Source organism: Streptomyces sp. 71268 (assembly GCF_029392895.1).
In the GTDB taxonomy this organism is placed as follows: domain Bacteria; phylum Actinomycetota; class Actinomycetes; order Streptomycetales; family Streptomycetaceae; genus Streptomyces.
This window is the reverse complement of the sequence record NZ_CP114200.1, coordinates 3,919,151-3,945,075: the sequence shown is the minus strand read 5'-3', so window position 1 is coordinate 3,945,075 and position 25,925 is coordinate 3,919,151. Positions and strand designations below refer to the sequence as shown.

The 25,925-nt window shown below is 73.1% G+C and carries 19 protein-coding genes; 16 read left to right on the top strand and 3 right to left on the bottom strand.

Annotated elements, in window-relative coordinates:
• The first annotated feature begins 150 nt into the window (after positions 1-150).
• From casA to OYE22_RS15000, 16 genes are all read left to right on the top strand, one after another.
• Positions 151-2,112, top strand: a complete 1,962-nt coding sequence (gene casA, locus OYE22_RS15075) for a type I-E CRISPR-associated protein Cse1/CasA (protein ID WP_277320889.1) — start codon at positions 151-153, stop codon at positions 2,110-2,112.
• Positions 2,109-2,792: a type I-E CRISPR-associated protein Cse2/CasB gene (gene casB, locus OYE22_RS15070; RefSeq protein ID WP_277320888.1), complete on the top strand. Its 684-nt coding sequence runs from the start codon at positions 2,109-2,111 to the stop codon at positions 2,790-2,792. The genes casA and casB overlap by 4 nt, the downstream gene beginning before the upstream one ends.
• 111 nt (positions 2,793-2,903) lie before the next feature.
• Positions 2,904-4,070 carry a type I-E CRISPR-associated protein Cas7/Cse4/CasC gene (gene cas7e, locus OYE22_RS15065; RefSeq protein ID WP_277320887.1) on the top strand — a complete coding sequence of 389 codons (1,167 nt, stop codon included), beginning with the start codon at positions 2,904-2,906 and terminating at the stop codon, positions 4,068-4,070.
• On the top strand, positions 4,067-4,981 hold the full coding sequence (cas5e, locus tag OYE22_RS15060) for a type I-E CRISPR-associated protein Cas5/CasD (RefSeq protein ID WP_277320886.1): 915 nt from the start codon (positions 4,067-4,069) through the stop codon (positions 4,979-4,981). Before cas7e ends, cas5e begins: the two co-directional genes overlap by 4 nt.
• 6 nt (positions 4,982-4,987) lie before the next feature.
• The gene (gene cas6e / locus OYE22_RS15055; RefSeq protein ID WP_277320885.1) at positions 4,988-5,791 is read left to right on the top strand and encodes a type I-E CRISPR-associated protein Cas6/Cse3/CasE; all 804 of its coding nucleotides are present in this window, start codon (positions 4,988-4,990) and stop codon (positions 5,789-5,791) included.
• Positions 5,792-6,100: 309 nt separating this feature from the next.
• Positions 6,101-6,433, top strand: a complete 333-nt coding sequence (locus tag OYE22_RS15050) for a hypothetical protein (protein WP_176163073.1) — start codon at positions 6,101-6,103, stop codon at positions 6,431-6,433.
• 53 nt (positions 6,434-6,486) lie between these two features.
• Positions 6,487-6,798 (top strand): pore-forming ESAT-6 family protein, encoded by a 312-nt coding sequence (locus OYE22_RS15045; RefSeq protein ID WP_277320884.1) that lies wholly within the window; start codon positions 6,487-6,489, stop codon positions 6,796-6,798.
• A 196-nt stretch (positions 6,799-6,994) separates the two neighbouring features.
• The gene (locus tag OYE22_RS15040; protein WP_277320883.1) at positions 6,995-7,375 is read left to right on the top strand and encodes a DUF6507 family protein; all 381 of its coding nucleotides are present in this window, start codon (positions 6,995-6,997) and stop codon (positions 7,373-7,375) included.
• A 13-nt stretch (positions 7,376-7,388) separates the two neighbouring features.
• Entirely contained in the window at positions 7,389-10,043 is a 2,655-nt protein-coding gene (locus tag OYE22_RS15035; protein ID WP_277320882.1) for a hypothetical protein, read from the top strand.
• Positions 10,018-10,677: a pentapeptide repeat-containing protein gene (locus OYE22_RS15030; RefSeq protein WP_277320881.1), complete on the top strand. Its 660-nt coding sequence runs from the start codon at positions 10,018-10,020 to the stop codon at positions 10,675-10,677. The genes OYE22_RS15035 and OYE22_RS15030 overlap by 26 nt, the downstream gene beginning before the upstream one ends.
• Positions 10,678-10,856: 179 nt before the next feature.
• Positions 10,857-11,171, top strand: coding sequence for a hypothetical protein (locus tag OYE22_RS15025; protein WP_277320880.1), 315 nt, complete (start codon positions 10,857-10,859; stop codon positions 11,169-11,171).
• On the top strand, positions 11,168-12,496 hold the full coding sequence (locus OYE22_RS15020; RefSeq protein ID WP_277320879.1) for an EsaB/YukD family protein: 1,329 nt from the start codon (positions 11,168-11,170) through the stop codon (positions 12,494-12,496). Before OYE22_RS15025 ends, OYE22_RS15020 begins: the two co-directional genes overlap by 4 nt.
• A 574-nt stretch (positions 12,497-13,070) precedes the next feature.
• On the top strand, positions 13,071-13,985 hold the full coding sequence (locus tag OYE22_RS15015; RefSeq protein ID WP_277320878.1) for a hypothetical protein: 915 nt from the start codon (positions 13,071-13,073) through the stop codon (positions 13,983-13,985).
• A complete protein-coding gene (eccCa, locus tag OYE22_RS15010; RefSeq protein WP_277320877.1) occupies positions 13,982-18,055 on the top strand; it encodes a type VII secretion protein EccCa in 4,074 nt (1,357 codons plus the stop codon). The genes OYE22_RS15015 and eccCa overlap by 4 nt, the downstream gene beginning before the upstream one ends.
• A gap of 7 nt (positions 18,056-18,062) precedes the next feature.
• Complete coding sequence (locus OYE22_RS15005; protein WP_277320876.1) at positions 18,063-19,598, top strand: DUF6177 family protein; 1,536 nt, start codon at positions 18,063-18,065, stop codon at positions 19,596-19,598.
• 315 nt (positions 19,599-19,913) lie between these two features.
• Complete coding sequence (locus OYE22_RS15000) at positions 19,914-20,321, top strand: hypothetical protein (RefSeq protein WP_277320875.1); 408 nt, start codon at positions 19,914-19,916, stop codon at positions 20,319-20,321.
• 168 nt (positions 20,322-20,489) lie between these two features.
• Here OYE22_RS15000 and OYE22_RS14995 read toward each other — a convergent pair whose 3' ends face one another.
• The 3 genes from OYE22_RS14995 to OYE22_RS14985 all read right to left on the bottom strand — a co-directional run bounded on the left by OYE22_RS14995 (position 20,490) and on the right by OYE22_RS14985 (position 25,752).
• A complete protein-coding gene (locus tag OYE22_RS14995) occupies positions 20,490-21,557 on the bottom strand; it encodes a PP2C family protein-serine/threonine phosphatase (RefSeq protein WP_277324140.1) in 1,068 nt (355 codons plus the stop codon).
• Positions 21,558-22,195: 638 nt separating this feature from the next.
• A complete protein-coding gene (locus OYE22_RS14990) occupies positions 22,196-22,924 on the bottom strand; it encodes a trypsin-like serine protease (protein ID WP_277320874.1) in 729 nt (242 codons plus the stop codon).
• A 587-nt stretch (positions 22,925-23,511) separates the two neighbouring features.
• On the bottom strand, positions 23,512-25,752 hold the full coding sequence (locus tag OYE22_RS14985; protein ID WP_277320873.1) for a serine/threonine protein kinase: 2,241 nt from the start codon (positions 25,750-25,752) through the stop codon (positions 23,512-23,514).
• Positions 25,753-25,925 lie beyond the last annotated feature (173 nt).

Sequence of the window (25,925 nt, the reverse complement as noted above, 5' to 3'; positions counted from 1 at the left end):
CAACCTTCGCCGCGAGACGAGAAAAGGGAACATCCCCGGCGTGCCGGGGGCGCGGACGACACCATTCAGCAATCGTGTTGGGCAATCCTTGCATTCGCCCCGCGCACCGTAGCCGTCTGTGCCAGTCTGGTCACTCCCCCCACCCAAGACGTGAAAAGTTCCCCGGAGGCTGGGTTGTGGAGTTTGCTCGATGAACCGTGGTTGCTCGCGCGCACTGCGGACCAGGGGGAGACGGCTAGGCCGCAAGCCGGGGCGCGGTCGGCGGAACGCGCCGTAGGAGTACGAGAACTGCTCCTGGACGCCCACCGGTTCCGGGACATCGAGGTGGACATTCCCACCCAGAAGCCGGCGATCTTCCGACAGCTTCTGCTGCCCATCGTGGTGGACGCGTTGGGCTTCCCCAAGGACGCCGCCGACTGGGCCGAGCGGTTCGCGCGGGGGACGTTCTCGGACGCCGAGCGCGAGGGACTGGTTCGCTACTTCGACACCTACGGCGAGTGCTTCGACCTGTTCTCCGAGACCGACCCGTTCGCGCAGGTCGCGGGGTTGCGTACGGCGAAGGGCGAGACGAAGACGTCCGCGCTGCTGGTCGCCACCGCGGCGCAGGGCAACAACGTCCCGCTGTTCTCGTCCCGTACCGACGCCGACCCGCTCGAACTCACCCCGGCCGAGGCCGCCCGCTGGCTGCTGCACACGCACTGCTGGGACACGGGCGCCATCAAGACCGGGGTCGAGGGCGACGGCCAGGCCAAGAGCGGCAAGACCACGGGTAACCCGGTGGGCCCGCTGGGTCAGTTGGGCGTCGTCATGCCGCGGGGCACCACGCTCTACGAGACGCTCCTGTTGAACGTCCCGTACGGCAAGACCCGTCTCGAGAATGACCTGCCCCAGTGGCGTCGGCGTGAGCGCGAGGGCAACGTGTCCCGCTCGACGGCCACCGCCAACTGGCGAACGCGTCCGACGGAGGGCCCGTTGGAGACGTGGACCTGGCAGGCCCGGCGCGTCCTGCTCGTCCGTGAGCAGACCGCCGACGGGAGCCAACGCGTCACCCGGGCCGTCGTGGCCGCCGGGGACCGCCTCTCCCAGGTCTCCCAGGACCACGAGACCCACACGGCCTGGCGGCACGAGAGCCCGGTGTCGTACGCGCGGCGCAAGGGCAAGGCGGCCGAGGTACCGCAGATCCGCCCGCTCCGGCACCGGGTGGGGCGCGCCGCGTGGCGCGGGCTCGACGCCCTGCTGGCCGTGGACCGGCGCTCGTCCGACCCGACCAAGGCCCCGGCCGACCAGCACACCTACATCACGAGTGAACTGCTGAAACAGCTCAGCACGACACGCCAGGACTACGACACACCGACTTCGGACTACCCGCTCCAACTTGAGCTGACCGGCGTCGCGTACAGCTCCAAGCTCGGCTCCATCGAGGACCTGTTCTTCGACGAGATGCCCCTGCCGCTGGCCGCACTGGACCGGGAGGGCAAGACGCGCGGGGCGCTGCTCGGCGCCGTCAGCCAGGCCGAACAGCTCTCCCTCGCCGTCAACCGGCTCGGCGCCGACCTGCGCCGGGCCGCCGGCGCCGACCCCCTGCCGCGCGGCGCCTGGGAGTACCCGGGCGAGGCCCTGCTGCACGCCCTCGACCCGTTGGTACGGATGCTGCTGCTGGATCTCCGGGAAGCCGACGAGGACATCGACAAGATCACCGCACACTTGGCGAAGTGGGAGGAGCGCGCCGGGAAGGAGGCGTGGAAGGTGGCGGAGCAATTGCTCAGCAACGCCGCCGCGCCCGGTCTCTTCCAGGGCCGCGTGGTGACGCGGAACGACACCAGCCGGGTGTACCGGCTCAGCGAGGCGGAAGCAGCCTTCCGCAAGAGCCTCGACAAGATCCTCTGGCAGCGTGCCGAGCGCCGTGCCGAGCGCCGCGCCGAGGAGCGGCGCGCCCGAGCCGCCGAAGCCGAGGCGGAGGCCGAGGGCGGCGAGGCGGAAGCCCAGCAGCCGGAGACCGCTCCCGAGGCCGGCAGCCCCGACACGCCCGATACCCCGAACGCTCCCGACACCCCGGACACGCCCGATACCCCCGACCCCGACAACCCGACGACCGAAGGGCCCTCGCGGTGAGCATCCCACCCCAGGCCACGCCGAACTCCGCGACCGCACCGGACCCCGCGACCGCGCCGAACACCGCGACCGCACCGGACCCGGGGCCCGCCCGGGTCACCCGGTACTGGCACCGGTACCTGGACGTCAGGAAGGGGAGCTGGCACCGGTTCGCACCGACCGGCCCTCCGGGCGAGGAACTGGCGGACCTGCGTGCGGGCCTCGGACACGACGCCGGCACCGTGCCCGCGATGTGGCCGTACTACACGAGCCCCACCGACGGTGAGGTCACGCACGCCCTCGAAGCCGAGCACGGCGCGCTCGCGCTCTACGGCCTCCACCAGCAGAGCCAACAGCGCCCCATGCACAAGCCGCAGGTCGGCCTCGGTTCCGCCCTGCGGTCCCTGCGGGTGGCCGACCGGTTCAGTCCGGAGGCGCTGGACCGGCGCGTGGCGGCGGCCGTGAACGCCACCTCGGTACGGGCCCTGCTCTACCGGTTGCGCGGCCTCGTTCCGCAGTTGCGGGCCGAGGGCATCGCCCTGGACTACGACCGGTTGATGCGGGACCTGGAGCGGTGGACCCACCCGGAACAGCGGCAACGCGTCCGCCGGACGTGGGGGCTGGCCTACCACGTGTGGAAGCCCGCCAACCAGGACACCGAAGGCGCCGGAACCGACGGCGAAGGTCCGGCGCGCTCGTAACACCGGGCACGCCCCTGATACCGGGCACGCCCCCGCCGCCCCACCCACAGACCCGCTCACCCACCAGGCCGGAAGAACCGTCCGGTCCCTTACCCGACCCCTGGAGGTCCCGTGGAGCTGCCCGCTCCCCGCGCGTACGTCGACGTACACATCCTGCAGACCGTCCCCCCGGCCAACCTCAACCGTGACGACCAGGGGAACCCCAAGGAGGCGTTCTTCGGCGGGGTACGTCGCTCCCGCGTCTCGTCGCAGGCGTGGAAGCGCGCCACGCGCCTGCACTTCACCGAACACCGCGAGCCCGACCAGGACCAGGCGACGCGCACCCGCCGCGTCGCCGCCGCGCTCGCCGGTCGCATCGGTGACACCACCGGGTTGGACGACGAGGGCGCGGCGCGTCTCGCCACGGCGCTGCTGGCCCCGTTGAAGATCCGCGCGGGCAAGAAGGAGGGCGACACGGCGTACCTCTTCTTCTACGGGCACCGCCAGCTTGACGCCGTCGCCGCGCTCGTCCGGGACCGGGCCGCCGAACTGGTCGGCCTCGGTGACAAGGCGCTGGCCGCCGAGATGGAGAAGCTGCCGATCCAGGAGGTGTTCACCTCGGGACACCCGCTGGACGTGGCGCTCTTCGGGCGCATGGTCGCCGACATCCCGGCGCTGCGCGTGGACGCCGCCGTCCAGGTCGCGCACGCGCTGTCCACGCACGCCGTGGAGCTGGAATTCGACTACTTCACCGCCGTGGACGACGAGGCACGCAAGGGCCAGGAGACGGGCGCCGGCATGATCGGCACCATCGGCTTCAACTCCGCCACCCTCTACCGGTACGCCAGCGTCGGGCTGCACCAGCTCCGGCACAACCTGGACACCGACGAGGACGCGATCAAGGGCGTGCAGTCGTTCGTCACCTCGTTCGCCCGCTCCGTACCCAGCGGTTACGGCAACTCCTTCGCCCACCGCACGCTGCCCAGCCTGGTGGCCGTCGTGGTCCGTTCCGACCAGCCGGTCAACCTGGTCTCCGCCTTCGAGGAGCCCATCGCGCCGGGTTCGGGCATCGCCGCCGAGTCGGCCCGCCAGCTTGCGAAGGAACACACCAAGGCGCTCAAGCAGTGGGGCGACACCCCCGACCACACCGCCGTGTGCCACGCGTTCGACGAGAGCTCCGACACGGGGAGCGTCATCCGGGAAGCATTCGGCGACGCGGTGACCTTCCCGCGACTCCTCACCGGTCTGGGCGAACACCTGTCCTCCCTCGTCGCCCCGAGCGTCCCGGCCGCCCGATGACGGTCCCCGACCCCGCGCACGCCACCGCCACGTCCGCCGACGCTGCCGGCGAGCCAGCCGTCCTGCTGTTGCGGCTGGCCGGTCCGCTGCAAGCCTGGGGCTACCACGTCACCGCCAACAACCGCCGCGACACGCACTCCGAACCCACCAAGTCCGGCGTGGTCGGCCTGCTGGCCGCCGCCCTGGGCCGCGACCGCGACGAACCGCTGGGCGACCTGCTCGACCTGCGCCTGGGCGTACGCGTCGACGTGCCCGGCACGCTGTTGCGCGACTACCACACCGTCTCCGACTACCGGGGCCGTCCGCTGCCCCAGTCCGGCGTCTCGGCCAAGGGCGTGCAGCGGCCCACGCAGCCGGCCAAGTACACCCATGTGACCAGCCGTTACTACCTCCAGGACGCGACGTTCCTGGCGGCCCTGGCCGGCCCTCGGGACCTGCTCGAACGCCTCGACACGGCCGTCCGCGCCCCCGCGTTCCCGCTGGCCCTGGGCCGCCGCTCCTGCCCGCCGTCCCAGCCACTGGCACTCGGGTTGCGCGAGGGGGAGTTGGCGCGGGTGATACGGGACGAGCCGTGGCTGGCGTCGAAGCGGGCTCGGACGCAGCACGCCGCGCGGATCGGCCGCGAACGGGGCGTCAACCGCCCCGTCTACACGGCGACCACCGACGTGTCCGTGACCGTGGAGAGCCCCGATGGCGACGACGAACTCCGCGACGCCCCGGTCTCCTTCGACCCACACGCCCGCCGCTTCACCACCCGCCGGGTATGTCGCGACTGGTGGGAGATTCCCACCGGATTCCCCGAAGCCGACCTCGAACCCGACCCCGACCCCGGATCCGACCCCGACTCCGATGCCGATCCCGCCGCCCACGACGACGCTGGGCACGACCCGTTCGCCCTGCTGGACAGGTGACCCGCGATGACCTACCTCTCCCGCGTACGCATCAACCCGCTGCGGGCGGAGAGCCGCCGCCTGCTGGCCAACCCCCGCGCCATGCACGGAGCGGTGCAGGGGGGCCTGCCGGGCGAGTCGGACGAGCGCGTGTTGTGGCGCCTGGACGCGGACAACCCACGCCGGCCGCACCTCATCGTCCTCACCCGCTCCAAGCCCGACTGGACACACGTGGTCGAGCGGGCGGGCTGGCCGGATGCGGACGGCGAGCACGCGCTCGTACGCGACTACGCCCCGCTCCTCGCCCACATCGCCACCGGCCGTGAGTACGCGTTCCGGCTGACCGCCAACCCGGTCCAGAACACCACGACGCCCCTCGCCCTCACCCCCGCCCAGGCCGAACGCCTGGCCGAGCTCCCCGAGGGCACCAAGACCCGCGGCTTCCGCCTGGCCCACCGCACGGCGGCGGCCCAACTGGGCTGGTTCCTCGACCGCGCCGAACGCTGGGGCTTCGAGGTACCCAAGTCCCGCACCGACCTCGCGGCCCCAGGCCTCACCCCGGACACTCCGCCCACGCTTCCGCCTGCGGCGGGGCACGCGTCCGACGCCCACGAGGTCCGCATCACGGCCCGCCACCGCCATTCCTTCCCCAAGGGCGGCCGTGGCGCCCACGTCACCTTCCACAGCGCCACCTTCGAGGGCCACCTCCGCGTCACCGACCCCGAGGCCCTCACCGCCCGTCTCCTCGGCGGCATCGGCCCGGCCAAGGCGTACGGGTGCGGGTTGCTGACCTTGGCGCCGGTGGCGGGGGTGGGGAACGGGTCGGGGTGAGCCTGAGGGCGGGATGCTGGTGCCGCCGCTCGGGCGGCGCTGGAGGAGGGCAGGGGACCCCACGCAGCCGCCTGGGCCCCGGAGCGAATTCGAGCCACCCTTGAAGCATCAACCTCCCTGGTGAGCAGGGGGGTTGCCTGCCCACGAATGTATGTGTTGTGTCTCAGGTGTTCGATACACGTTGCACCGCAGGGGTGCGTCACTGTGTACTCGGATCAGCACACTGTCGTTGTCTCGTCGCGGCAGGTGATCAACGGGGCGTGTCCGTCGGTGGGGGCGGAGACCGCACGGGAGGGGTTACCAATGGGCATGAAGTTCGACATGGGCAGCCAGACACTCTCCACGCTGACGAGCCAGTCGCGGTACTCGTCGGACGATCTTGGCGGCCTGATCAGGCAGCTGGTCGACGCGGCGCAGCCGCTGGAGGGCAAGTTCAACGGGCAGGGCAAGGCGGCCTTCGACCAGTTCAAGGCGCGGTCGGACGAGGTCACCGCGGGGCTGAACGCCGCACTCGCCAAGATCCTCGGCGGCCAGACCGGCATGGACAAGGCGTTCACCTCCGGCGACCAGGAGGCGGCCGAGAACGCCAACCAGTCGATGGCCTCGGCCAACTTCGACGCGGCGCGCTTCGGCGGTCGCTGAGCCGGCGCTCGCCACTCGGCAGCCGCAGCCAGACGCAACTGAGGGGGAGCACCATGGGTGCGAATTCTGATCGCAACAGCTACGACGGCGGCGCCTCCAGCGAGGTGCAGGGGAGCCTGGGCAGCATCGTGGCCCGGCTAGAAGCCGTCATCACCGACCGGGACCGCCAGGTCAAGGCCGCGATGGCCGACTTTCAGGCGGACGGCGTCTCCGACCAGTACCACGCCGCCGAGCAGCGGTGGAACCGTTCGGCGAACGAGGTGCGGGAGATCATCCGGCTCGTTCGTACGACGCTGGAGAAGAACGACGGCACGGCGCAGTCGGCCCTGAGCCGCGCCAAGTCGGCCGTGGACGGGATCGGCTGAGTACGCGCGTCGAGCACGGCCAGCCGACCGAGCGGAACCCGGCGCGCGGGCCGGCGGGCCCGCAGGGCGGGGCCGTGCGGGGCGGACAGCGGTACGTGGCACGCGCCGGCGCGCTCCGGGCGAGCGGTGGCGCGGTGGCATCCGTACGCCCTGTCGTGGGGTGCGGGCAACACACAGATGGTGGGGGAGGCAGTCGATGACGGGCTGGGACCTACAGCCGCCGGACATCGGACGGACACTGCAGGACACGGTCAAGATCGCCAAGGAGCTGCAGCCGCAGGCGAAGTCGTTCGGTGAGCACCTGAAGGGCGCGGCGACCGCCGCGGGCACGCTCGCCATGGGCGGCGAGAAGCCGGAGGCGGGCCTGGTGGGCCTGGCGCTCTCCGAGTTCGCCCCGCACGCGGAGAAGGACCTGCGGTTCGTCGCGGCGCGCTCGGCGAAGTCCGTACAGGGAGCGAGCGAGGCGACGACCGCGTACATGAACGGGAACTTACAGATGGCTGCCGACGCCCAGCGGGAGGCCCGCAAGGCCCCCGATCCGGACTTCGGCAAGCCCACGGGGGAGAAGAAGAAGTAGGTGGGGGGCCGTCATGGGTGACACGCCGGACCGGATCGACCCGTCAGGCATCCCGACGTTCACGGGGAACCTGCCGGAGCTGGAGAAGCACATCGCGGGCCTGCGCGGGGACGCGAGCAAAGTGCGGAAGACGGGTGCGGACACGCACACCGAGTTCCAAAAGCTCTCGTCCTTCTACAAGGCGCCGGAGGCCGACCAACTCTTCGCCACCACCCAGCCGGTACGGGACACCGCCGACCGGTTCGCGGACGACCTGACCGCGGTGGCCTCGGCGTTGGAGGGGTACGCCACCGAGGTCCGCCCGATCAAGGAGAAGCTCGACCGGCTCCGGGCCGAGGCCGTGGCCTTCGTCGAGGACATCGAGGATGACGACGACTGGCGGTACGACGGCGACAAGGTCGACAAGAACAACGACCTGGTCAAGGACGTGTCCGCGACCGTGGCCCAGTTCTGGGCCGCCGAGCGGGCCGCGGCCAACAAGATCACCAGCCTGGTCAACGGCGGAACCGTGTGGCGGGAAGACGACGGTTCCGGCGGCAAGAACATGTACGGCTACAGCGTCGAGGACATGAAGAAGGCGGGCGAGACCCCCTGGGGCAAGGCCGTCGAGGAGAAGCACCACGCCTGGGAGATCGGGCACTGGGCCAAGAGCTTCGTGTGGGACGGCTTCATCGTCGAGGGCCTGTGGGGAACCCTGAAGGGTCTCGGCGGCCTCGTCGGCCTCCAGGGCTGGGAGACGTTCAAGCAGTCCTGGAAGGGCCTTGGCCAACTCGCCACGGGGCTGGCCATCCTGACCGTCCCGGGCGGGCTCATCGCGTACGACCTGCTGCCGGAGGGCGGCGTCAAGAACTGGGCCCGCGACAGCCTCAAGACCACCAAGGAAGTCGGCAAGTCCATGGTGGCCTGGGACGAGTGGCGCAAGAACCCGGGCAAGGCGGCGGGCCTCGTCGGCTACAACGTCCTGACGACCGTCGGTACGGGTGGCGCCGGCGCGGCAACGAAGACCGGTACGGCGGGGAAGATCGCGGCCACGGCGGGCAAGGTGGGCCGTGCCGTGGACCCCATGACGTACATCGTCAAGGCCGGTGCGGCCGGGCTCGGCAAGATGCCGAAGATTGGCGACGTGACGGCGAGCCTGACGGGCCTGACGACGGTCAAGGGCGTCGAGCTGCCCGACGGCAGCATCCGCCTCCCCGACGGCCAGGTCTTCGACCCGGTGAGCCCGAACCGGCCGGAGCTGCCCCCGGGCAAGTCGGGCGTGGAACTGCCGAACGGCGTGCCTCGGTTGGACGTGCCGGAGGGCGCGATCTTCACACCGGAGGGTGAGTACCTGTGCCGGGACGGCACGCTACTCAACGGCGACGGCACGGTGAAGCAGTCCCGGGATCAGATACAGCATGAACTGAGCGCGAACGATCGCGCGGCGTTGGACGGCACTGGTCCCGGCGCCGGCTCGCGTACGGGTGACGGTGCTCCGCTGGGCCGTTCACCCGACGAGGCGACTGGCGTGCGGGTGCCCGAGCGCGATCTGGTTGTGGTGGGCGCGCGTGGTGGGGACGACGTGGCCCGGGTGGGTGACGACGCGTCGCGGGTTGGCAGTGATGTGGGGCGCGTGGGTGATGACGCGTCGCGCGTCGGCGGTGATGCGGGGCGCGTGGGCGACGATGTGTCGCGGGGCGGTACGGGCCCGGGCGTGGGCGCGGTGGGCGACCGGCCGCCGATGGGGCCGGTGGCGCACACGGGCGGTGACGGGCCGGGCGGTGGCGGTTCCGGACCGGGCAATGGGCCTGGTTCCGGTCCTGGGGACGGCCCTGGTTCGGGTTCTGACCGTGGGCCTGGCTCCGGTCCGGGTGATGGGCCCGGCGTGCGGCCGGGTGACGGTCCGGGGTCGCGCCCGGATGCCGGACCGGGTCCGCGGCCCGATGCGGGGCCGGGTGGCGGGCCCGGGCGCGAGGTGCCGGGTGCGCCGGCGGGCGCTGGGCGTGAGGTGCCGGGCGGGGGTAGTGGTGAGTTGCCGGGCACCGGTGGTGCCGGGCGTGACCTGCCGGAGTCTGGCGGCGGGCGTGGGCCCGAGGCCGGGGCTGGGGAGCCTGTGGGGCGGGTTGGGGATGAGGCGGAGTCTGGTGTGCCGGGTGGGGTGGCGGATGAGGGAGAACAACTCGCGAACAACCCACCTCCCGAGATGACGCCTGCTGAGCGCGCAGAGCACGACGCTAAGCTGCAGGAGCTTGAGCGGAGGAATACTGCCGACTTCGATCAGTTCAAGTTGGATCCTGACAATAAGGGCAGAGTGAAGGATTCGGCCATGGACGAGGCCCGGGTCGCCCTCGACCTGCGGGAGCGAGGGGTGCTTCCGGCAGATATACGACGCCCCTCCGAGGCGGATAAGGGTGACTTCTACTCGCCCAGCCAGGACCAGTACTATGACCTCAAAGGCGTGCACTCTGACTGGCCCCCGTTCAACAATCAGCGCGATAAATCGCTGCCGTTCAGAGGGGCCTATAACCCTGCCAATAACCAAAGGTGGGCAGATAAAATCCAGGATCAATTGAATTTGGGGCGCATTGTTGTGCTTGATGTGCGCAACGCGAATCAGGCAGCTATCAATGATATCAAGTCCCTAGTTGAGCGGCATGGTTGGAGTGACCGAATTGTCTGGTATCCCTAAGGGGTTTCGAGCGGTTAAATCCTTGCCGGAGGCTGCGGAGGCCGCAGCTGTCGTACGGGCTTGGATGGATGCGCCGGAGCAGCAATCGCTGGACGTGGCGGGTCTCGACCTGACGGGCGCAGACCTAAGCGACATGGATCTGGGTGACGGGCTTTTCACGGACGCGAAAATGCCGCGTGTTAAGTTCAGTCGGTCTGACTTGTACCATGCTCACTTCGAGGGTGCTGACCTGATAGGGGCGGACTTTACCTCCGCCACCCTGGCTAAGGCGGTTCTCGATGAGGCGGTTCTGGATGGGGCGCGCCTGGAAGGAGCGAATTTGGGCAGCGCCTCCTTGTGGGGGGTTACCGCGAAGGCGGCTTGCTTCAAAGGCGCCAAACTGAATGGGGCCTCCTTCCTGAAGGTCAACCTCACGGGTGCGGATCTTTCCGAGGCCAGTGCGTTTGAGACCTCCTTCAAGGTTCTGGTGGATGATTCCACCAGGTTGGACGGGTTCCGTGGAACGCTCTTCGGGCCGATCTCGGTTCTCGAGGGTGAGGAGAGGCGCGAACTATCCGGGCCGCTACTGGAGAGCTGGTTCCAGGAGCGCGGCGCTGAGGTTCAAGCTCTCCGTCCGCGATGGACGCCCCAGTAGGGTGCGTGGGCTGAGGAGTCGTGTGGGCTGACACCCTTTTACGATCGTCCAGCGACCCCAACAGCCCAAGCTGTGGTCAGCTTCAAGTAGGGCCACCCAACCACCACTCCCCCCGACCACTGTCACACCCACCCCGTAAGGTGTAGGCAACGCAGCACGGAGCGTGAGGGAGGGGAGCCTTGGCGCGGGACTACGACAGTCAGTTGCTGGAGTCGGTGGCCGTGCGGCGGCGGCGGTTGCGGGATGCGGCGTTGTTCGGGGCGCAGCGGTCTCGGCGGTCGCTCGACGAGAACGTGGGGAAGATCCTCGGGGGGATCGCGTTGGCCGCCGTCGTGTGTGCCGGGTGCGTGGGGTGGTCGTTCATCTCGGACAAGCTGGCCGACCAGGAGCGGGAGAAGGAGAAGCGGGAGGCGCCGCGGGTGGTGTCGGTGGCGGTCGCTGGCGGGGAGCGGCTGGCGTTGGGTCCGGTGGTTCGGGTGGGTGCGTCGTGGTGACGTCCACGGAGCGACGGGCGGGGCTCAGCCGCGTGACGCTGGTCGGTGGGCGGCGGCGGATCGACATGCTGCTGCCGGCGGACGAGCCGGTCGGCGAACTGTTGCCGAGCATCATCGAGATGGTGGGGGACCGGCCGGGCAGGGAGCCGATGTTGCGGCGGCTCGTCCTCGCCAACGGGGCGGTCCTGGCGCAGGACGACACGTTGGCCTCGCTGGGGGTGCCGGACGGCGCCGTGGTGCGGCTGGTGCGGGAGGTGGAGACGCCCGCCGCGCCGGTGGTGCACGACGTGAGCGACGAGACGGCGGACGATCTCGACGTGCGCGGGTGGCGTTGGGACGAGCGCACCCGGGTGTGGGCGGCGGGGGCCGCGCACCTGGTGTTGGCCCTGGTCGCCGCCGCGTACGCGCGGCACTGGCTGGGCGCCGACGAGACGGGTGTCCCGCTCGTGCTGGGTGCCTTGGTGGCCGCGGCCGTAGGGGCGCCCGTGGCGCGGTGGGTCGCGCGGCCGGTCGGGACGGTGCTGGTGTTGCTCGCCGGCGGGCTCGGGGTGTTCGGGGCCTGGACCGTGACCAGTGCGTCCGGGGCGCATGACCTGCGGCTGACAGCCGTCGGGAGCGCGGTGGTGGGGACGCTGGCTCTGCTCGGGCTCAGCACGCCGATGGGGCGGGGCGCTCTGGTGGGCGCCGGGGCGGTGGCCGCCGCCGTGGGGGGCTGGGAGCTGGGCTGGGCGCTCACGGACGGGTACCGGGTCGGCGTGGTGTTGGGCGTCGGGTCCGTGTTGTCGTTGGGGCTGCTGCCGCGGCTCGCGCTGATGGGAGCCGGGCTGACCCGCCTGGACGACCAGCGGGCGGGGGGCGCTTCGGTGAGCCGGCACGGGGTGGACGTGGCGCTGGCCGCCACGCACCGCGGGCTCGCGCTGGCCACGGTGACCGCGGCCGCTTCGGCCGCGGCGGGTGGTTGGCTGGCGGTCGAGCACGCCGACGCGTGGACGGTGGGCGTGGCCGCCCTGCTCGGTGTCGTGCTGCTCTCACGGGCCCGGGCCTTTCCGCTGGGTGTGGAGGTGGTGGTGCTCCAGGCCGCCGCCGTGGTGCTGGTGACGCGCCTGCTGGTGCTGTGGGCCGAGCGCGGTACGACGTACCCGCTGCTGGCCCTGGCGGGCGCGGCCCTGGTGCCGCTGGTCGTGCTCGCGGTGCGTCCACCGGATCATGTGCGGGTGCGGCTGCGGCGGTTGGCGAATCTGGTGGAGGCGGTGGGCGTCGTCGTGCTCATACCCGTGGCCATCGGGGCGTTCGACGTGTACGGGCGGCTGTTGGACACGTTCTGAGGCACGTGGTGAAGCACGGCGTGGGACACGCTGTGAAGCACGTTCTGAGAAGGGGCTATGGCGGCGGCGCAGGGGGACTGGCAACACGAGGTGTTCCGGGAGTTGGGCGGCCCGCGGGGCGGTGTGCCGCCCGTGGCGGCTCCGGCCGAGGTGGCCCGACGCGGCGGCGGGCACACCGAGTCCGAGCGGCCTGAGTCGTCGGCGAGTCCGGCCGTTCCGGCGACGGGCGGCGGCGCCCCGGCGCGAGCGGGAGCGGGAGCGACGGAGCCGCCGGCGCGCGGTGAGCCCGGGCACGCCCGGCCGCGCGAGGCGGGCCCCACCGTGGAACCGGCGACTCCGGGCCAGCCGGGACAGGTCGCCTCGGGCCAGCCGGGACAGACCTCAGTGCGGTCAGGAACGGTCCCGGTCCAGCCGGAGCAGGCAGCCCCGGTCCAGCCGAGGCAGGCCCCGATCCCGCACCCCTCTCCCGAGCCCCCGGCACCGCACGCCTCTCCCGGATCTTCGGATCCGCACACCCCGCCCGGGCCCCCCGGCCCCGTACGCCGACGCGCGGCCCCTGGTCACGCCCGAGTCCGTGTCCCTGGTGCCGCCCGAACTGGCCGGCGCCGAGGGGCCGGTGCGGCGTGGGGACGGGCCGGCTCGGCGGGCGGGGCGGGTGCTGGTGCGGTTGGTGTCGTCGGCCGCCCGGGAGAGCGCCGCCCTCACGGAGGCGGTGCGCGCCATCCAGCAGCCGGTGACCACCGGCCGGCAGATCGCCGTGACCAGCATCCGCGGGGGCAGTGGGAAGTCCACCGTGGCCGCGCTGTTGGCGCTCACGTACGCGCACTACCGGTCCGACCCCGTGCTGGCCGTGGAGGCCGATCCGGCGCTTGGCACGCTGCCGCGTCGGCTGGGCGCGGCGGAGGTGCGCTGGACCTGTGCCGACCTGGCCCGGATCGTGGACCCCTCGATGCGGATCACCGACCTCACCGGCTACCTGGTGCCGCACGCGAGCGGCGGTTGGCTGCTGCCGGGGAGCCAGGGGGCGGTGGGGGCCCAGCTCGACGTCGACACGTACCGGACCGTGATGACCTCCGTGCGGCGCTACTTCGGCACGACGGTCGTGGACTGCGAGACGTTGCCGGCCACGGTGGCCCGTACGGCGCTGACGACCACGCAGGCCCGGGTGCTGGTGGCGCCCGCGACGGTGGAGGGGGTCGCGGCGACGCGGGCCGTGCTCGACTGGGTCGGCGGGCTGCACCGCAGCATGCTGCCCACCACCGTGGTCGTGCTCAACCACACGGTGCCGCACGGCGGTGTGAAGGTGGGCAGGGCGGTCGAGCGGTTGGAGGCCGGCGGCGCGCGGGTGGTGACGCTGCCGTACGACCGGCATCTGGCGCCGGGCGGTGAGGTGCGCACCCGGATGCTGGCGCAGCGCACCGTGGAGGCCACGGCGCGGTTGGCCGCGGCCGTGTTGGAGCGGTCCATGGCGCGGGAGCGGCGGCGATGAGCGTACGGGTCGTGCACCGGCCGGCGCGGACCACGCGCCCGCTGCCCGCGCCGGCCGAGCGGCGCATCGAGCCGCCGCCCAACCTGCCCGAGGGCAAGGCGGGTTCGGTGGCCACGTCGCTGCTGCCGATGGCCGGCGTGCTCAGCTCCGTGGTGATGATGACGGTGGTGCGCAACAGCCAGTTCGCCGCGATCGGGGCTGTGGTGCTGGTGGTGGCCGTGATCGGCGGCGTGTTCCTGCTGTTCTCGCAGCGGGGGCGGGCCCAGCGCACGCGGCGCGCGCAGCGCGAGCGGTACCTGGAGTACCTGGAGGGGCTGCGCGAGGAGCTGAGCCGGGAGAACCGCGAGCTGCGGGCCGTGGCGCGGGTGTTGGCGCCGCCGCCCGAGGCGCTGTACGACCTGGTGAACGACCCGGCCAGGCGGTGGGAGCGGCGGCGGCTCGACCGGGACTTCCTCGACGTGCGCCTGGGCACCGGCCAGGCGCCGGTGCGGTCGCTGGTCATGGAGCAGCAGAGCGGCAGTGTGCTGTCCCCGCCGGACCCGTTCATGCTCAACGAGGCGGCCGGGCTCCAGGAGCGGTTCGCCTCCGTGCCCGAGGCGCCGCTGACCGTGCCGCTGGACCGGGCGGGCAACGTGAGCGTGATCGGGGAGCGCGCCCAGGTGCTGCGGATCGCGCGGACCATCGCCGTGCAGGTGGCGGTGTTGCACGCGCCGGACGACGTGGCGTTCGCGCTGGCGGCTGCCGAGGAGCGGCTCGACGACTGGGCGTGGGCGAAGTGGCTGCCGCACTTCCTGGACCCGCAGGAGTGGGACGGCCCGGTGCACGCCCGGCGCATCGCCTCCTCGCCGCGCGAGCTGGCCTCGGCGCTCACCGGCGAGCTGCGGCAGCGGGCCGGGTACGCGGCGGAGGTCCGCCGGGGCCTGGCCGGACGGGAGGCGCTGCGGCTCGGCAAGCGGTTGCTGCTCATCCACGACACGCACGGGGCGACGGCCCACGAGCCGCCCCGCCCGGACGAGGCGGTCTCACTGCCCGACATGGGGGTCACCGCGCTGCACCTGCTGGCCCGCCGGGTGGACGAACCGGGGCAGGTCTCCGTACGCGTCACCGTCAGCGACGACGGGCGCACCGTGACCGTGGAGGACCTGCGCGGGGAGGCGCCGACCACGGTGACCGGCACGTTGGACGAGGTGACCTCGGCCGGCGCGATGGGTCTGGCCCGCGCGCTCGCCCCGCTGCGGCTTTCGGCCGAGTCCGCCGCGTCGGGTACGCCGCTGTCCGGGCCGGTGGACTTCCCCGAGCTGATCGGCGTCCCGGACCCCGCCGCGCTGGACATCCCCAAGTTGTGGGCGCCGCGCCGGGACCAGAACTTCCTGCGGGTCCCGATCGGGCTCAGCGACGCCCACGAGCCGGTGCTCCTCGACCTCAAGGAGTCGGCCGAACTGGGCATGGGCCCGCACGGGCTGTGCGTGGGCGCCACCGGCTCAGGCAAGAGCGAACTGCTGCGCACCCTGGTGCTGGCGCTCGTCGCCACCCACCCGCCGGACGACCTGGCGATGGTGCTCGTGGACTACAAGGGCGGTGCCACCTTCGCCCCCTTCGCGTCGCTGCCGCACGTCGCCGGCGTCATCACCAACCTGGAGAACAAGGCCGGCCTGGTGGAGCGCGTGCACGCCAGCCTGTCGGGCGAGGTGAAGCGCCGGCAGCAGGTGCTCAAGGACGCGGGGAACATCGCGGACATCTCCACGTACGCGGCCACCCGCGCCCAGCGCCCCGAGCTGGGACTCGACCCGCTGCCGCACCTGTTCGTGGTCATCGACGAGTTCGGCGAACTGCTCACCGCCAAGCCGGACTTCATCGACCTCTTCCTGTCCATCGGCCGGATCGGCCGGTCCATCGGCGTGCACCTGCTGTTGTCCAGCCAGCGCATCGAGGGCGGCAAGCTGAAGGGCCTGGACACCTACCTCTCGTACCGGCTCGGCCTGCGCACCTTCTCGCCGGACGAGTCGCGCACGGTGCTGGACACCGCGGACGCCTTCCACCTGCCGCCCATCCCCGGCTTCGGCTACCTCAAGGTGGACACCAGCGCGTACGACCGGTTCAAGGCCGGGTACGTCTCGGGCCCCTATCGTGGCCCCGCCCGGCTCGACGCGGACGCGGAGGCGGGGCCGGCCGCGCTGCCCTACCCCACGTACAACACGCTCGCCGCGCGAGGCGGCGAGACCGGTGACGGTGAGAAGGGCGGCGGGGCGCCGGCCGCGCCACCGCCGCGCCGCACCGTCGGCCCCACCCTGCTGTCGACCATGGTCGACCAGCTCGCCGGGGCCGCCGCGCCGGTCCAGCAGATCTGGTTGCCGCCGCTGCCGGAGGCGCTGACGCTCGACGCCACGGCCGGCCCGGTGCGGGCGGAGACACGGGGCCTGCGACTGGCCGGGCGCCCGCCCGGCGGTGCGCTGCGCGTCCCGCTGGGGCTGCTGGACGACCCGGCGCGGCAGTGGCAGGGCCAGTGGGTGCTCGACCTGACCGTCGCCGGCGGGCACGCCGCCGTGATCGGCGGCCCGGCGGCCGGCAAGACGACGCTGCTGCGCACGCTGGTCCTCGGCCTCGCCCTCACCCACACCCCGCAGGAGGTCGGCATCTACGGCCTCGACCTCGTCGGCGGCGGGTTGCAGGCGATGGCAGGGCTGCCGCACGTCGGCGGCGTCGCCGGCCGCTCGGACCGCGAGCGCGCGGCCCGCACGGTGGAGGAGGTGCGCGCGATGCTCACGGCCCGCGAGGACGTCTTCCGCGAGCGGGGCATCGACTCCGTGGACGAGCTGCGCCGGCTGCGCGCCCAGGGCGAGCTGCCCGAACTCGGCTCCACGGACGTCGTGCTGGTCATCGACGGCTTCGGAGAACTGCGCGAGGCGTTCGACGAGCTGGACGACGCCGTGGTCGAACTCCTCAAGCGCGGCAGCGGGTACGGCATCCACGTCGTGGCCGGCATGCTGCGCTGGAACGAGGTGCGCATCGCCGCCCAGTCCGCCTTCGGCACCCGCGTCGAACTGCGCCTGAACGACCCGTCGGACAGTACGGTGGGCCGCCGGCTCGCCGAGACGCTCACCCCCGACGAGCCGGGCCGGGCGCTGACCGACGCCAAGCTCTTCGCCCAGGTCGCCCTGCCCCGCATCGACGGGCTGGCCTCGGCCGACGAGCTGGGCGCGGCGACCGAGCAGGCCGTGCGCGCCGTTCGGGCCGCCTGGTCAGGACCGCCGGCGCCGCCCGTGCGCGTGTTGCCCGCCAAGCTCGGCGCCCACCGGCTGCCGGGCCCGGAGGCCGAGCCGCGCCGGGTGCCGCTGGGGCTGGACCAGAACGCGCTCCAGCCGGCGCTGCTCGATCTGTTCCGGCGGGACCAGCACCTGCTGGTGCTCGGCGACGGCGAGTGCGGCAAGACCAACGTGGTGCGGCTCGTCGCGCACGGCCTCATGGAGCGCTACACCGACGACGAGGTGGTCTTCGCGGTCCTCGACCCGCGCCGCGGCCTGCACAGCCTCATACCCGAGGCGTACCGGGGCGGGTACGCGTACAACACCAACCTGGCCGCCGGCCTCTCCGGCGCCATCGCCACCGAGCTGGCCCGGCGCATGCCCGACGACGCGCTGGCGCCCGAGGTGCTCGCGGCGGGCGCCGGTGACCTGACGGGGCCGCGCATCGTGGTGCTCGTGGACGACTACGACGTGCTGGCGGTGGCCGGTCAGCAGCCGTTGGAGGCGTTCCTGCCGTTCCTGCCGTCCGCTCCCGACATCGGGCTGCACTTCGTCATCACCCGGCGCGTCGCGGGCGCCTCGCGGGCGATGTACGAACCGTTCCTGATGACGCTGCGCGAGAGCGGGACGGCCGCCCTGGTGATGACCGGCGACCGGGCGGAAGGCCAGCTCTTCCCCGGCGTCTACGCCCAGGACCAGCCGGTCGGCCGGGGCACGTTGGTCCGGCGGGGCGCGCCGCCCCGGCTGATCCAGACCGCCCAGGCCCCGCCCACCACAGCCAGGGACCACGCGTCCGCAGCGCACGAGCAAGGGGACGAGCACAGGTGATCGCCGCATGACCAAGGACGTGATCGCGCTCACCGAGCGCATGCCCGACACCTGGAGCCTGTTGGCCGGACTGCTGTCCGGCGGGCCCGACGTCACCATGGGCACGGCCGCCGACGACGCGGTCATCCAACTCTTCGACGCCGAGGGCCGCCCGCTGGCCTCCGTCGAGACACCCACGCTGGTCCGGGTGCCCGGCGAGGTGCGCCGGCTGCTCGGCATCCGCGCGGAGGGGCCGGTGTGGTGGACGGAGGTCAGGGCGGCCACGGCGGGCCAGGGCTCCGACCGGCTCGCCGGCGTCCTCGCCTCCCGCCTGGTGTCCCAACTGGGCGGCCGGGTCTGGCCGGCCGACGCGTTCGTCACCGACCTCGGCCGGCCGGTCAGCGGGCTGACCGGCGCCGCCCAGCCCGCCGCCGCCCAGCCCGCCGTCGACGTGCTGAGCGACCGGGCGGCCGTCGTCATCCAGGACCGGCCGCTGGTGGCGATGACCTCGTGGCTCGCCGAGGCGCTGCGCGCCGCGGCGGACAGCGACCGCGGCTTCCAGCTCGTGACCCCGGCCTCCGCCCGGCTGACCCTGGCCACCCGGGCCGCGCTCGCGGGGGCCCCGAACCGCTGGGTCGTGGGGGACGGGGCGAGCGGCTACTACGACGGCCTGTCCGGTACGGAACTGCGCTGGTCCGACGGTGCCTTCGTGCCGGCCGGCGCGACCGCGTCCGCCTTCACGGCGGGAGGGGCCGGCGCGGCGGGAGGGGCCGCGCCGGCGGCCGGGCCCGGGGACGCGGCGAAAGGCGGGTCCGCCCGCGAGAGGCAGTTCGCCCTGTCCATCCGTACCCGCAAGCCGGCCGAGGCCGAACTGCTGCTCGGCGGGGCGCTGGAGGCCGCCTGGCGACACCTGCTGGGCGGGCCGCCAAGCGGCTGGGGCACCGCCGAGCCGGCCGGACAGCCCTGGTCGCGGGCGGAGTTGACGGACTTCGTACGGGACCGCTCGCCCGCACCGACCTGGACCGTCGCCGTCGGAGACCCGGACCGGCCCGCCGTAGCGACGCTCCGCACGGAGCTGACCACCGGTGGCGTCGAGGAGGAGCTGACCCTGACGTTGGGCTACCGCGTACCGGGGGAGGGAGCCGCCGCCCGCACAGCGTCTGAACCCGCCGAAGAGGCCGACGAGTTCGCGCCGGCCCGCTTCGCCGACCTGGCCGCGCTACTCGCGGCCGAACACGGGCTGGTCTCGATGCTGGTGCAGCGCCGCGCGGCCCGCGCCGACCTGACGGTGCCGCCCTGGTTGGAGGGGGCGCCCACGGTGCTGGGCTTCGCCGTGGGACGCGAGGACGTACGGGCCGCCGGCCTCACCCGGGCCCGCCGCCCGCCGTTGCCGATACGCCCGATCCAGCTCGGCCCGCTGGACCGGGCTGCCTTCTACTACCCCTTCGCGGAGACCGAGCCCGGTGCCGGCTGGGGTGCCCTGGAGGACCTGGTCACCCACCTGCGCGAGGCCGCGTCGCCCACCCCCACCCCAGGCCCCCCGGACGACGCGGCGCGGGGTTAGTCGCACCGCCGTGCTCCGTCGCCCCGCCCGTTCCCCCGCCGGGGCGGGCCGTGGGGAGGGTTGGTGGGTAGGGGGCGCCCGTCTCGGTGAAGGGGGTACGAAGGGGGCTCGTGTCGTGGCGGGTGTGGGGCCCGCGGGGTGTGGCGGGGCGGGGGCAGGCATCATGATGGGGCACCTCACGCGGCGGGGCGGGGGAAGCCTGGTGCCGGCGGGTGCGTGAGGTCGCTGTTGTTCCTGAAGCAGACACTTAGCCGTGCCCCGGTGCCGACGTGAGCTGGCCGGCTGGCGCGGCCCGGACCATCGGGGGAATCCGCGATGAGGGTGGAGTGGCGCCTTTTTCACGCACAGGTCAGGCCCGTTCCCGAACCCCTCGACACGCCGCGGGTGTTGGCCGGCGCGTACGCCGGGGCGTTCGTGTCGGTCGCGGTGCTCGGGGCGCTCGGCCTGTTGGCGGACCCGGTCACCGTGCTGGTCGTGTTGGGCGCACTGGCCGTCGGCCTGGGCGTGTGCGCGCGGCTGGTCGCCGCCCCGGGCATAGCCGTCGTGTGCTGGATCTTCCTCAACACCGTGGCCGTCACCCCCCGCGGGCGGCTGAGCTGGGCCGGCTACCCGGAGGCGGGCCGTATCGGGGTGCTGCTCGCCGCCGCGGTGTTGGGCACGGCCATCGCGCGGGTCAGCCACGCGCGGCGGGCCTACCGGCGGACGACCGTGGGCCACCACTGAGCCGTCGCTCGCCGCGCCACCCACCGGGGCCCGCCCCGGCACGCGCCCCCGCGCCACCGCGCCCTCCCTGGGCCCGCCTCCCGTGTCCGCACCCGCCCCTGCCTCAGCACCCGCGCCCGCGCCGCGCGCGCCCGCGTCCGAGCCCGCTCGCGCCCCGCGCCCCCGCGCTCAGCGCACCGCGTCCGGGGCGGGCGGCGGGCAGGGCTCGTCGGACCGGTAGCGGACCAGCAGCATGGCCGCGTCGTCGTGGGGCGGGCCCTGGGTGTGGGCGACCAGGTCCTGGCGCAGGGCCTCCACCGCGGCCTCGGGGTCGCGGTCGCGGAGCAGGGCGGCGCGCTGTTCCAGCGGGTAGAACCGGTCCTCGGGGTCGCGGGCCTCGCTGACGCCGTCGGTGTAGAAGAGCATCTGGTCGCCGGCGGCGAAGTCCACGGTGTGCGGGTGCGGGCCCTTCACCCCGTGCAGGGCGAGGCCGAGCGGCAGGGCCCGTTCGGGCGGGGCGAGGAACGCCGCGGTGCCGTCCCGCCGTACCACCAGCGGGGCCGGGTGACCGTAGTTGAGCAGCGTCATCGACGGCTCGGACCCGCAGCCGGGGTCCGGCTCGGGCCCGGTACCGGACTCGGCGAGCACGGCCGTGACGAACTTCTCCGCCGTCAGGTGCCGTTCGAGGGCGTGTTCCAGGCGCTCCCCGACGGCCGTCAGGGTGGGCTCGTCGTAGGCGGCCTCGCGGAACGCGCCCAGCACGACCGCCGCCGTCTCCACCGCCTCCAGGCCCTTGCCCTGTACGTCGCCGACGATGGTCCGCACCCCGTACGGCGTGGCCACCACCTCGTACAGGTCGCCCCCGATCCGGGCGTCGGCCACCGCCGAGGTGTACGACACGGCGACGCGAAGCGACCCGGCGGCGAGCGGTACCGGGCGCAGCAGCACGCGCTGCGCGACCTCGGCGATCGAGCGCACGCTCGCCAACTCCTCCTCGCGCTGCTGGCGCATCACCGCGGCCACCAGGCCCGCCACCGTGACGCCGGCGACCGACACGAGCGCGGTGATCCCGCGACGGTGGGCGAGGAGGTCGTCGTAGACGCCGAGCCCCACGGTCAGGGCCAGCGCGAGCGAGCCGATCCACGCGGTGCGCCGCCAACCGCCCACGAGGCCGGCGAAGGCGGGGCCCAGCGACATCAGTGGCAGGAACCCCACGCCCGCGCCCGCCGTCAGGTCCACCACGACCACGACCACCATGACCACGTACGGGATCGCCTTCAGCACGCGGGACGGCCGATGCGCTGCCACCACGGATACATGCCCTTTCGACGGGGTGCGCCCGTGGATGCCTGCCCGGTCGGGCCGCGCCGGTCGGCGGGCCCCTGGGATCGCCCCCGTGCCGCCGCGGACGACCCGCGCCCCCGCCCCCTGCCACCCGTACGACAGCGGGTCGCCGCCCCCGCGTGGGGGTGGGTTTCGCTGGTGGGTGCGCTGCGGCGAAGAGCACGACGGGGACAGCGAGCGCTTACCACCCCCCACATGAGTGTGCACCGTTCGCCGCTTTTCCGCTGCCTCTTACCGTGGCACTTTCCGCCCGGCCTGCCGTGAACGCCGGGTGTGTCCGTCGGCGGACGGCGGTGGTTGGCAGTGGTCGGCGGTGGTTGGGAGTGGTCGGCCCGCGCGGTCCCGGCCGCCGGCCGCGCCGTCCCGGGCCCGCCCGTCCCGACACCTCGGCGCCGAACGCCGAAGGGCGCCGGCCGTCGCGTAGGCGAACGGCCGGCGCCCGGACGGGAGCGGGGGCGCCGCCCGCGGCGGTGTGACCGCGCGGGGCAGCGCCCCCGTCCCGAGGCGTTCCGTCAGCGCGCGTCAACGCGCACGGCGGAGGGTGGCGTTGCTCAGACGCCCGCGACCTGCTGGATCCACGAGCGGTACGCCGTCACGTTGGTGTACGCCGTGGTGGTCTGGCGGTCGCTGGTGGAGGCCACGCCGACCTGGACGCCGCCCGCCATCATCGGGCCGCCGGAGTCGCCGCCGGCGGTGATGCCGTTGCCACGGCGGGCGCAGATGGCCTGGCCCTGGTAAGCGTCGCGGCAGCCACCGGTCACGGTCACGTTGGCGACCTTCAGGAACTGCGACTGGCAGTTGATCTCCGAACCGCACTGGGACGTCGCGCCCCAGCCGTACACCTGGACGCTCTGGCCGGTCTGGACCGAGCCCGGCTGGCCGAGCTTGGCGTAGGTGGCGGACACGGAGCGGTCGAGGCGGACCAGCGCCAGGTCGGACGACGCGTGCGTGACCGTCTGCGCGCCGTTGGCCATCGTGCCGCCGCTGGTCTGGTCGAGGCTACCGATGCGGAACGAGAGGCCACCGCCGGTCACACAGTGCTTGGCGGTGAGAATCCAGTTGGCCGAGATGATGGTGGCGGTGCAGGTCTGCCTCCCGTTGGAGAACAGGCGAGCGGCCCAGGGGCCACTCTGCGCGTACCCGCCACCAATGATCTTGGTTTCGACGCTCGACGGGGTCGAGGGCTTGGGGGCCGGCTCGGCCGCCGTGGCGGTACCGGCGAGCGACATGACGGATGCCGAAGCGGCTACGAGTGCGGGGATCAACCTGGATATACGCAAGGTTCCTCGTTTCCGAAGACGCGCGATTTCTCGTGCGTCGGTTTGCCAGGGGGCGCTACCAGGATTCCGAAACCTTGTTGAAGCGGGTAGTAACAATTTTCCATAACGCGCGGCTATAGCTCGGCTGCCGCAAGGCCCGCTTCGGGCGGCGTTCGCGGGGCGGCCTCGATTGACTGCCGCTCGCATATAAGTGCAGGTCACTGGCTGTTTGAAAGACTGCTCGCGGGCCTGGAGTGGGGACCCGCCATTCCCCTCCTTCGCGGCGCAAAGGGCGGAAAGGCGTGAGAACCGCGCTATCTCGTGACGTCCCGCCGTAAGGGGATTTCTGTTTCCAGAGAGCGGATGTGCGTTTATTGGGCGGGAAAGCGGGAGGTGGTTGCGATAGGTAGTCGGGGAGCCTCCGCAATCGATAGGTATCCGCCGCACGCGTCCGCCGGGTGAATTGCATTCCTTGGGGAGTTGACGTCGAAGGGGTGGCGATAGGTTCCCTCGCCACACTTTCCGAACGCCGCGCGACCTCGTACCGGCGTACGCCCACGACGGTGCCGGCCCCGGGACCGCCGTAGGGCCGGGTTCCGGACGGGGTGTCAGCGGATGCGCGTGAAGGGGGTCATGTCCTGCTGGAAGCCCACGGTCCGGTAGAGCTTGCCGTCGCTGCCGAAGGCGAACGACGAGGCGTTGTCCGAGGGGCAGTAGCCGTTGGACGCGACCGTGTCCACGTCGGTCGGGCCGACCGACATCCGCTTGCCGCCGTCCTCCATCGCGACGAGCGTGGCCGTCGACTCGCAGTGCCCGGCCCCGTCGTAGCTCAGGGTGATCACGTGCTGGCCGGGTGACGCCTGACGGACCACCATCCGCTGCGAGACGGGACCGGCGTAGTTCTTGCGCTCCCAGGTGCCGAGGTAGCGCTGCGGGACCGCGCCCGAGGAGGTGGGCCGGGAGGACGGCGGCCGTTGGGCGTCGCCGGAACCGGGCTTCTGCTTGGTGGGCGGGTCGGCGTCGTCGTCCGCTGAGTCGTTTCCGCTGGGCTTGTCGGCCGCGTCGCCGCCGTCGGCGGGCGCGTCCCCGCCCTCGCGCGACGGGTCCTTGGCGCGCGTCTCGTCCCGACTCGCGTCGTCCTCCCCGTCCTTGGCCTTCTTCTCGTCCTTGTCTTCGGCGTTTCCCGCGTCCTTCGGGTCGCGCTTCGCGTCGTCCCCGGCCTTGCCCGTGGACGGCGTGGGCGCGGCGGTACCGGGCGCGCTGGGGCCGGCCGTGGTGCCGCCCCGGGCCCGGTCGTCCGAGTCGCCGCCACCCCGGGCGAGCAGCGTCGCGACGCTCGCGGTGGCGATCACGGCGAGCACCACCGTCGCGATCACCCAGCCCCCGCGCCGCCGCGCCCGTCCGCCCCGGTCCCGGGCGGGGCCGCCGGCGGTGGCGCCGGGAGGGCTGCCGACCGGATCGGAGGCGGGGCCTTCGGGCCAGCTCTCGGGACGACCTTCGGAGCGGCCCGCCGCACGGCCGTCGGAGCGGGCCGCCGACGGGGCTTCGGGGCGGTCTTCGGGGCGGCCTCCCGGGCGGTCTTCGGGGCGGTCTGTGACGCGGGCTTCGGCGGCGGGCTTGGCGGAGGCCGGTTTGTTGGTCGAGCCCGACCCCTCGGCGGCGGAGGCCTCGGCGGGCGCCGGGGTCGTCTCAGGTGCCTCGGGTGTCCCAGGTGCCTCGGGTGCCTTCGCGGCCCCCGCGCCCTCCGCAGCCTTGGGGAGCAGGCCAACCGTGGCCCTGTCCGAAGACGGCACGGCATCCGCCAGCGGTACGGCGTCCGAAGGCGGTACGGAAGCGTGCGGCGCGTCCGGTACGGAGGCGCGCGGCGTGTCCGGGGCGGGGACGTACGGCGTGTCCGGGGCCTCCGCGTCGAGGAGGCGGGCCGCCTGTTGGGCGAGTCGGGCCACCAGGGCCGGGGGCAGCCACGCCCCGTCGCCGGGCGTGCGCCGCGCGCGGGCCGGGTCCGCGAGCAGGTCGGCCACGGTGGGGCGGTCGGCGGGGGACTTGGCCAGGCAGCGGGCGATCAGCGCGCCCAGCGCGTCGTCCTCGACGGCGGTCAGGTCCGGCGCCGACTGGACGATGCGGAACATCACCGCGTGCTGGTTCGGGGCGCCGTGGCCGAACGGCAGCCGGCCCGTGGCCGCGTACATCGTCACGCAGCCGAGCGCGAAGACGTCGGCCGCGGGGCCCACGGCATCGCCGACGACCTGCTCCGGGGCCATGAACCCGGGCGAGCCGATCACCATGCCGGTGCTGGTCAGCAGGGACTCGACCGAGGGTTGCAGGGCGCGGGCGATGCCGAAGTCGATGACCCGCGGCCCCTCGATGGTGAGCAGCACGTTGGACGGCTTCAGGTCGCGGTGCACGATCCCGGCCTCGTGGATGCCCCGTAGCGCCCGCGTCAGGCCGTCGAACAGCTCGTGCACCGAGGCCGTCGGCAGCGGGCCGTGCTCGCGTACGACCCGCTCCAGGGAGGGGCCCGGCACGTACCCGGTGGCCACCCATGGGCGCGGCGCGTCCGGGTCGCCCTCCAGGACCGGGGCGGTGAACCGTTCGCCGACGCGCCGCGCCGAGGCCACCTCGCGCCGGAAGCGGGCCCGGAACTCCTGGTTGGACGCGTGCTCCTCGTGTACGACCTTCACGGCCACGGTCCGCCCGCCCGCCGAGCGGGCCAGGTAGACCCGGCCCATGCCGCCGGAGCCGAGCCGGCCGAGCAGCACGTAGGGGCCGACGCGGGGTGGATCGGTCGGTGCCAGTGGCTCTATGCCGCTGATGCCGTCGCCCCGGCCGCCGTCGTGGTCGTCGCGCATGACGGACTGATCCCCCGATCGCCCCTGTGTCGTCGTCCGGCGGAAGATCACCGAACTCGGAGGCAGGATAGACGCCGCCGGTGACCGAGGTGCGGCGGCCACGGCCGCGCTCGCCCTCCGTGACCTGCGGCGTACCGTCCGGCACCGGAACCGCCACCGCCGCCCGGCACCGG

Bases quoted from the DNA above. Each gene is read 5' to 3' on its own strand.
- cas5e (WP_277320886.1), top strand. From the start codon at position 4,067: ATGACGGTCCCCGACCCCGCGCACGCCACCGCCACGTCCGCCGACGCT.
- cas6e (WP_277320885.1), top strand. From the start codon at position 4,988: ATGACCTACCTCTCCCGCGTACGCATCAACCCGCTGCGGGCGGAGAGC.
- OYE22_RS15050 (WP_176163073.1), top strand. From the start codon at position 6,101: ATGAAGTTCGACATGGGCAGCCAGACACTCTCCACGCTGACGAGCCAG.
- OYE22_RS15045 (WP_277320884.1), top strand. From the start codon at position 6,487: ATGGGTGCGAATTCTGATCGCAACAGCTACGACGGCGGCGCCTCCAGC.
- OYE22_RS15040 (WP_277320883.1), top strand. From the start codon at position 6,995: ATGACGGGCTGGGACCTACAGCCGCCGGACATCGGACGGACACTGCAG.
- OYE22_RS15035 (WP_277320882.1), top strand. From the start codon at position 7,389: ATGGGTGACACGCCGGACCGGATCGACCCGTCAGGCATCCCGACGTTC.
- eccCa (WP_277320877.1), top strand. From the start codon at position 13,982: ATGAGCGTACGGGTCGTGCACCGGCCGGCGCGGACCACGCGCCCGCTG.
- OYE22_RS15005 (WP_277320876.1), top strand. From the start codon at position 18,063: ATGACCAAGGACGTGATCGCGCTCACCGAGCGCATGCCCGACACCTGG.
- OYE22_RS15000 (WP_277320875.1), top strand. From the start codon at position 19,914: ATGAGGGTGGAGTGGCGCCTTTTTCACGCACAGGTCAGGCCCGTTCCC.
- OYE22_RS14995 (WP_277324140.1), bottom strand. From the start codon at position 21,557: ATGGTGGTCGTGGTCGTGGTGGACCTGACGGCGGGCGCGGGCGTGGGG.
- OYE22_RS14985 (WP_277320873.1), bottom strand. From the start codon at position 25,752: ATGCGCGACGACCACGACGGCGGCCGGGGCGACGGCATCAGCGGCATA.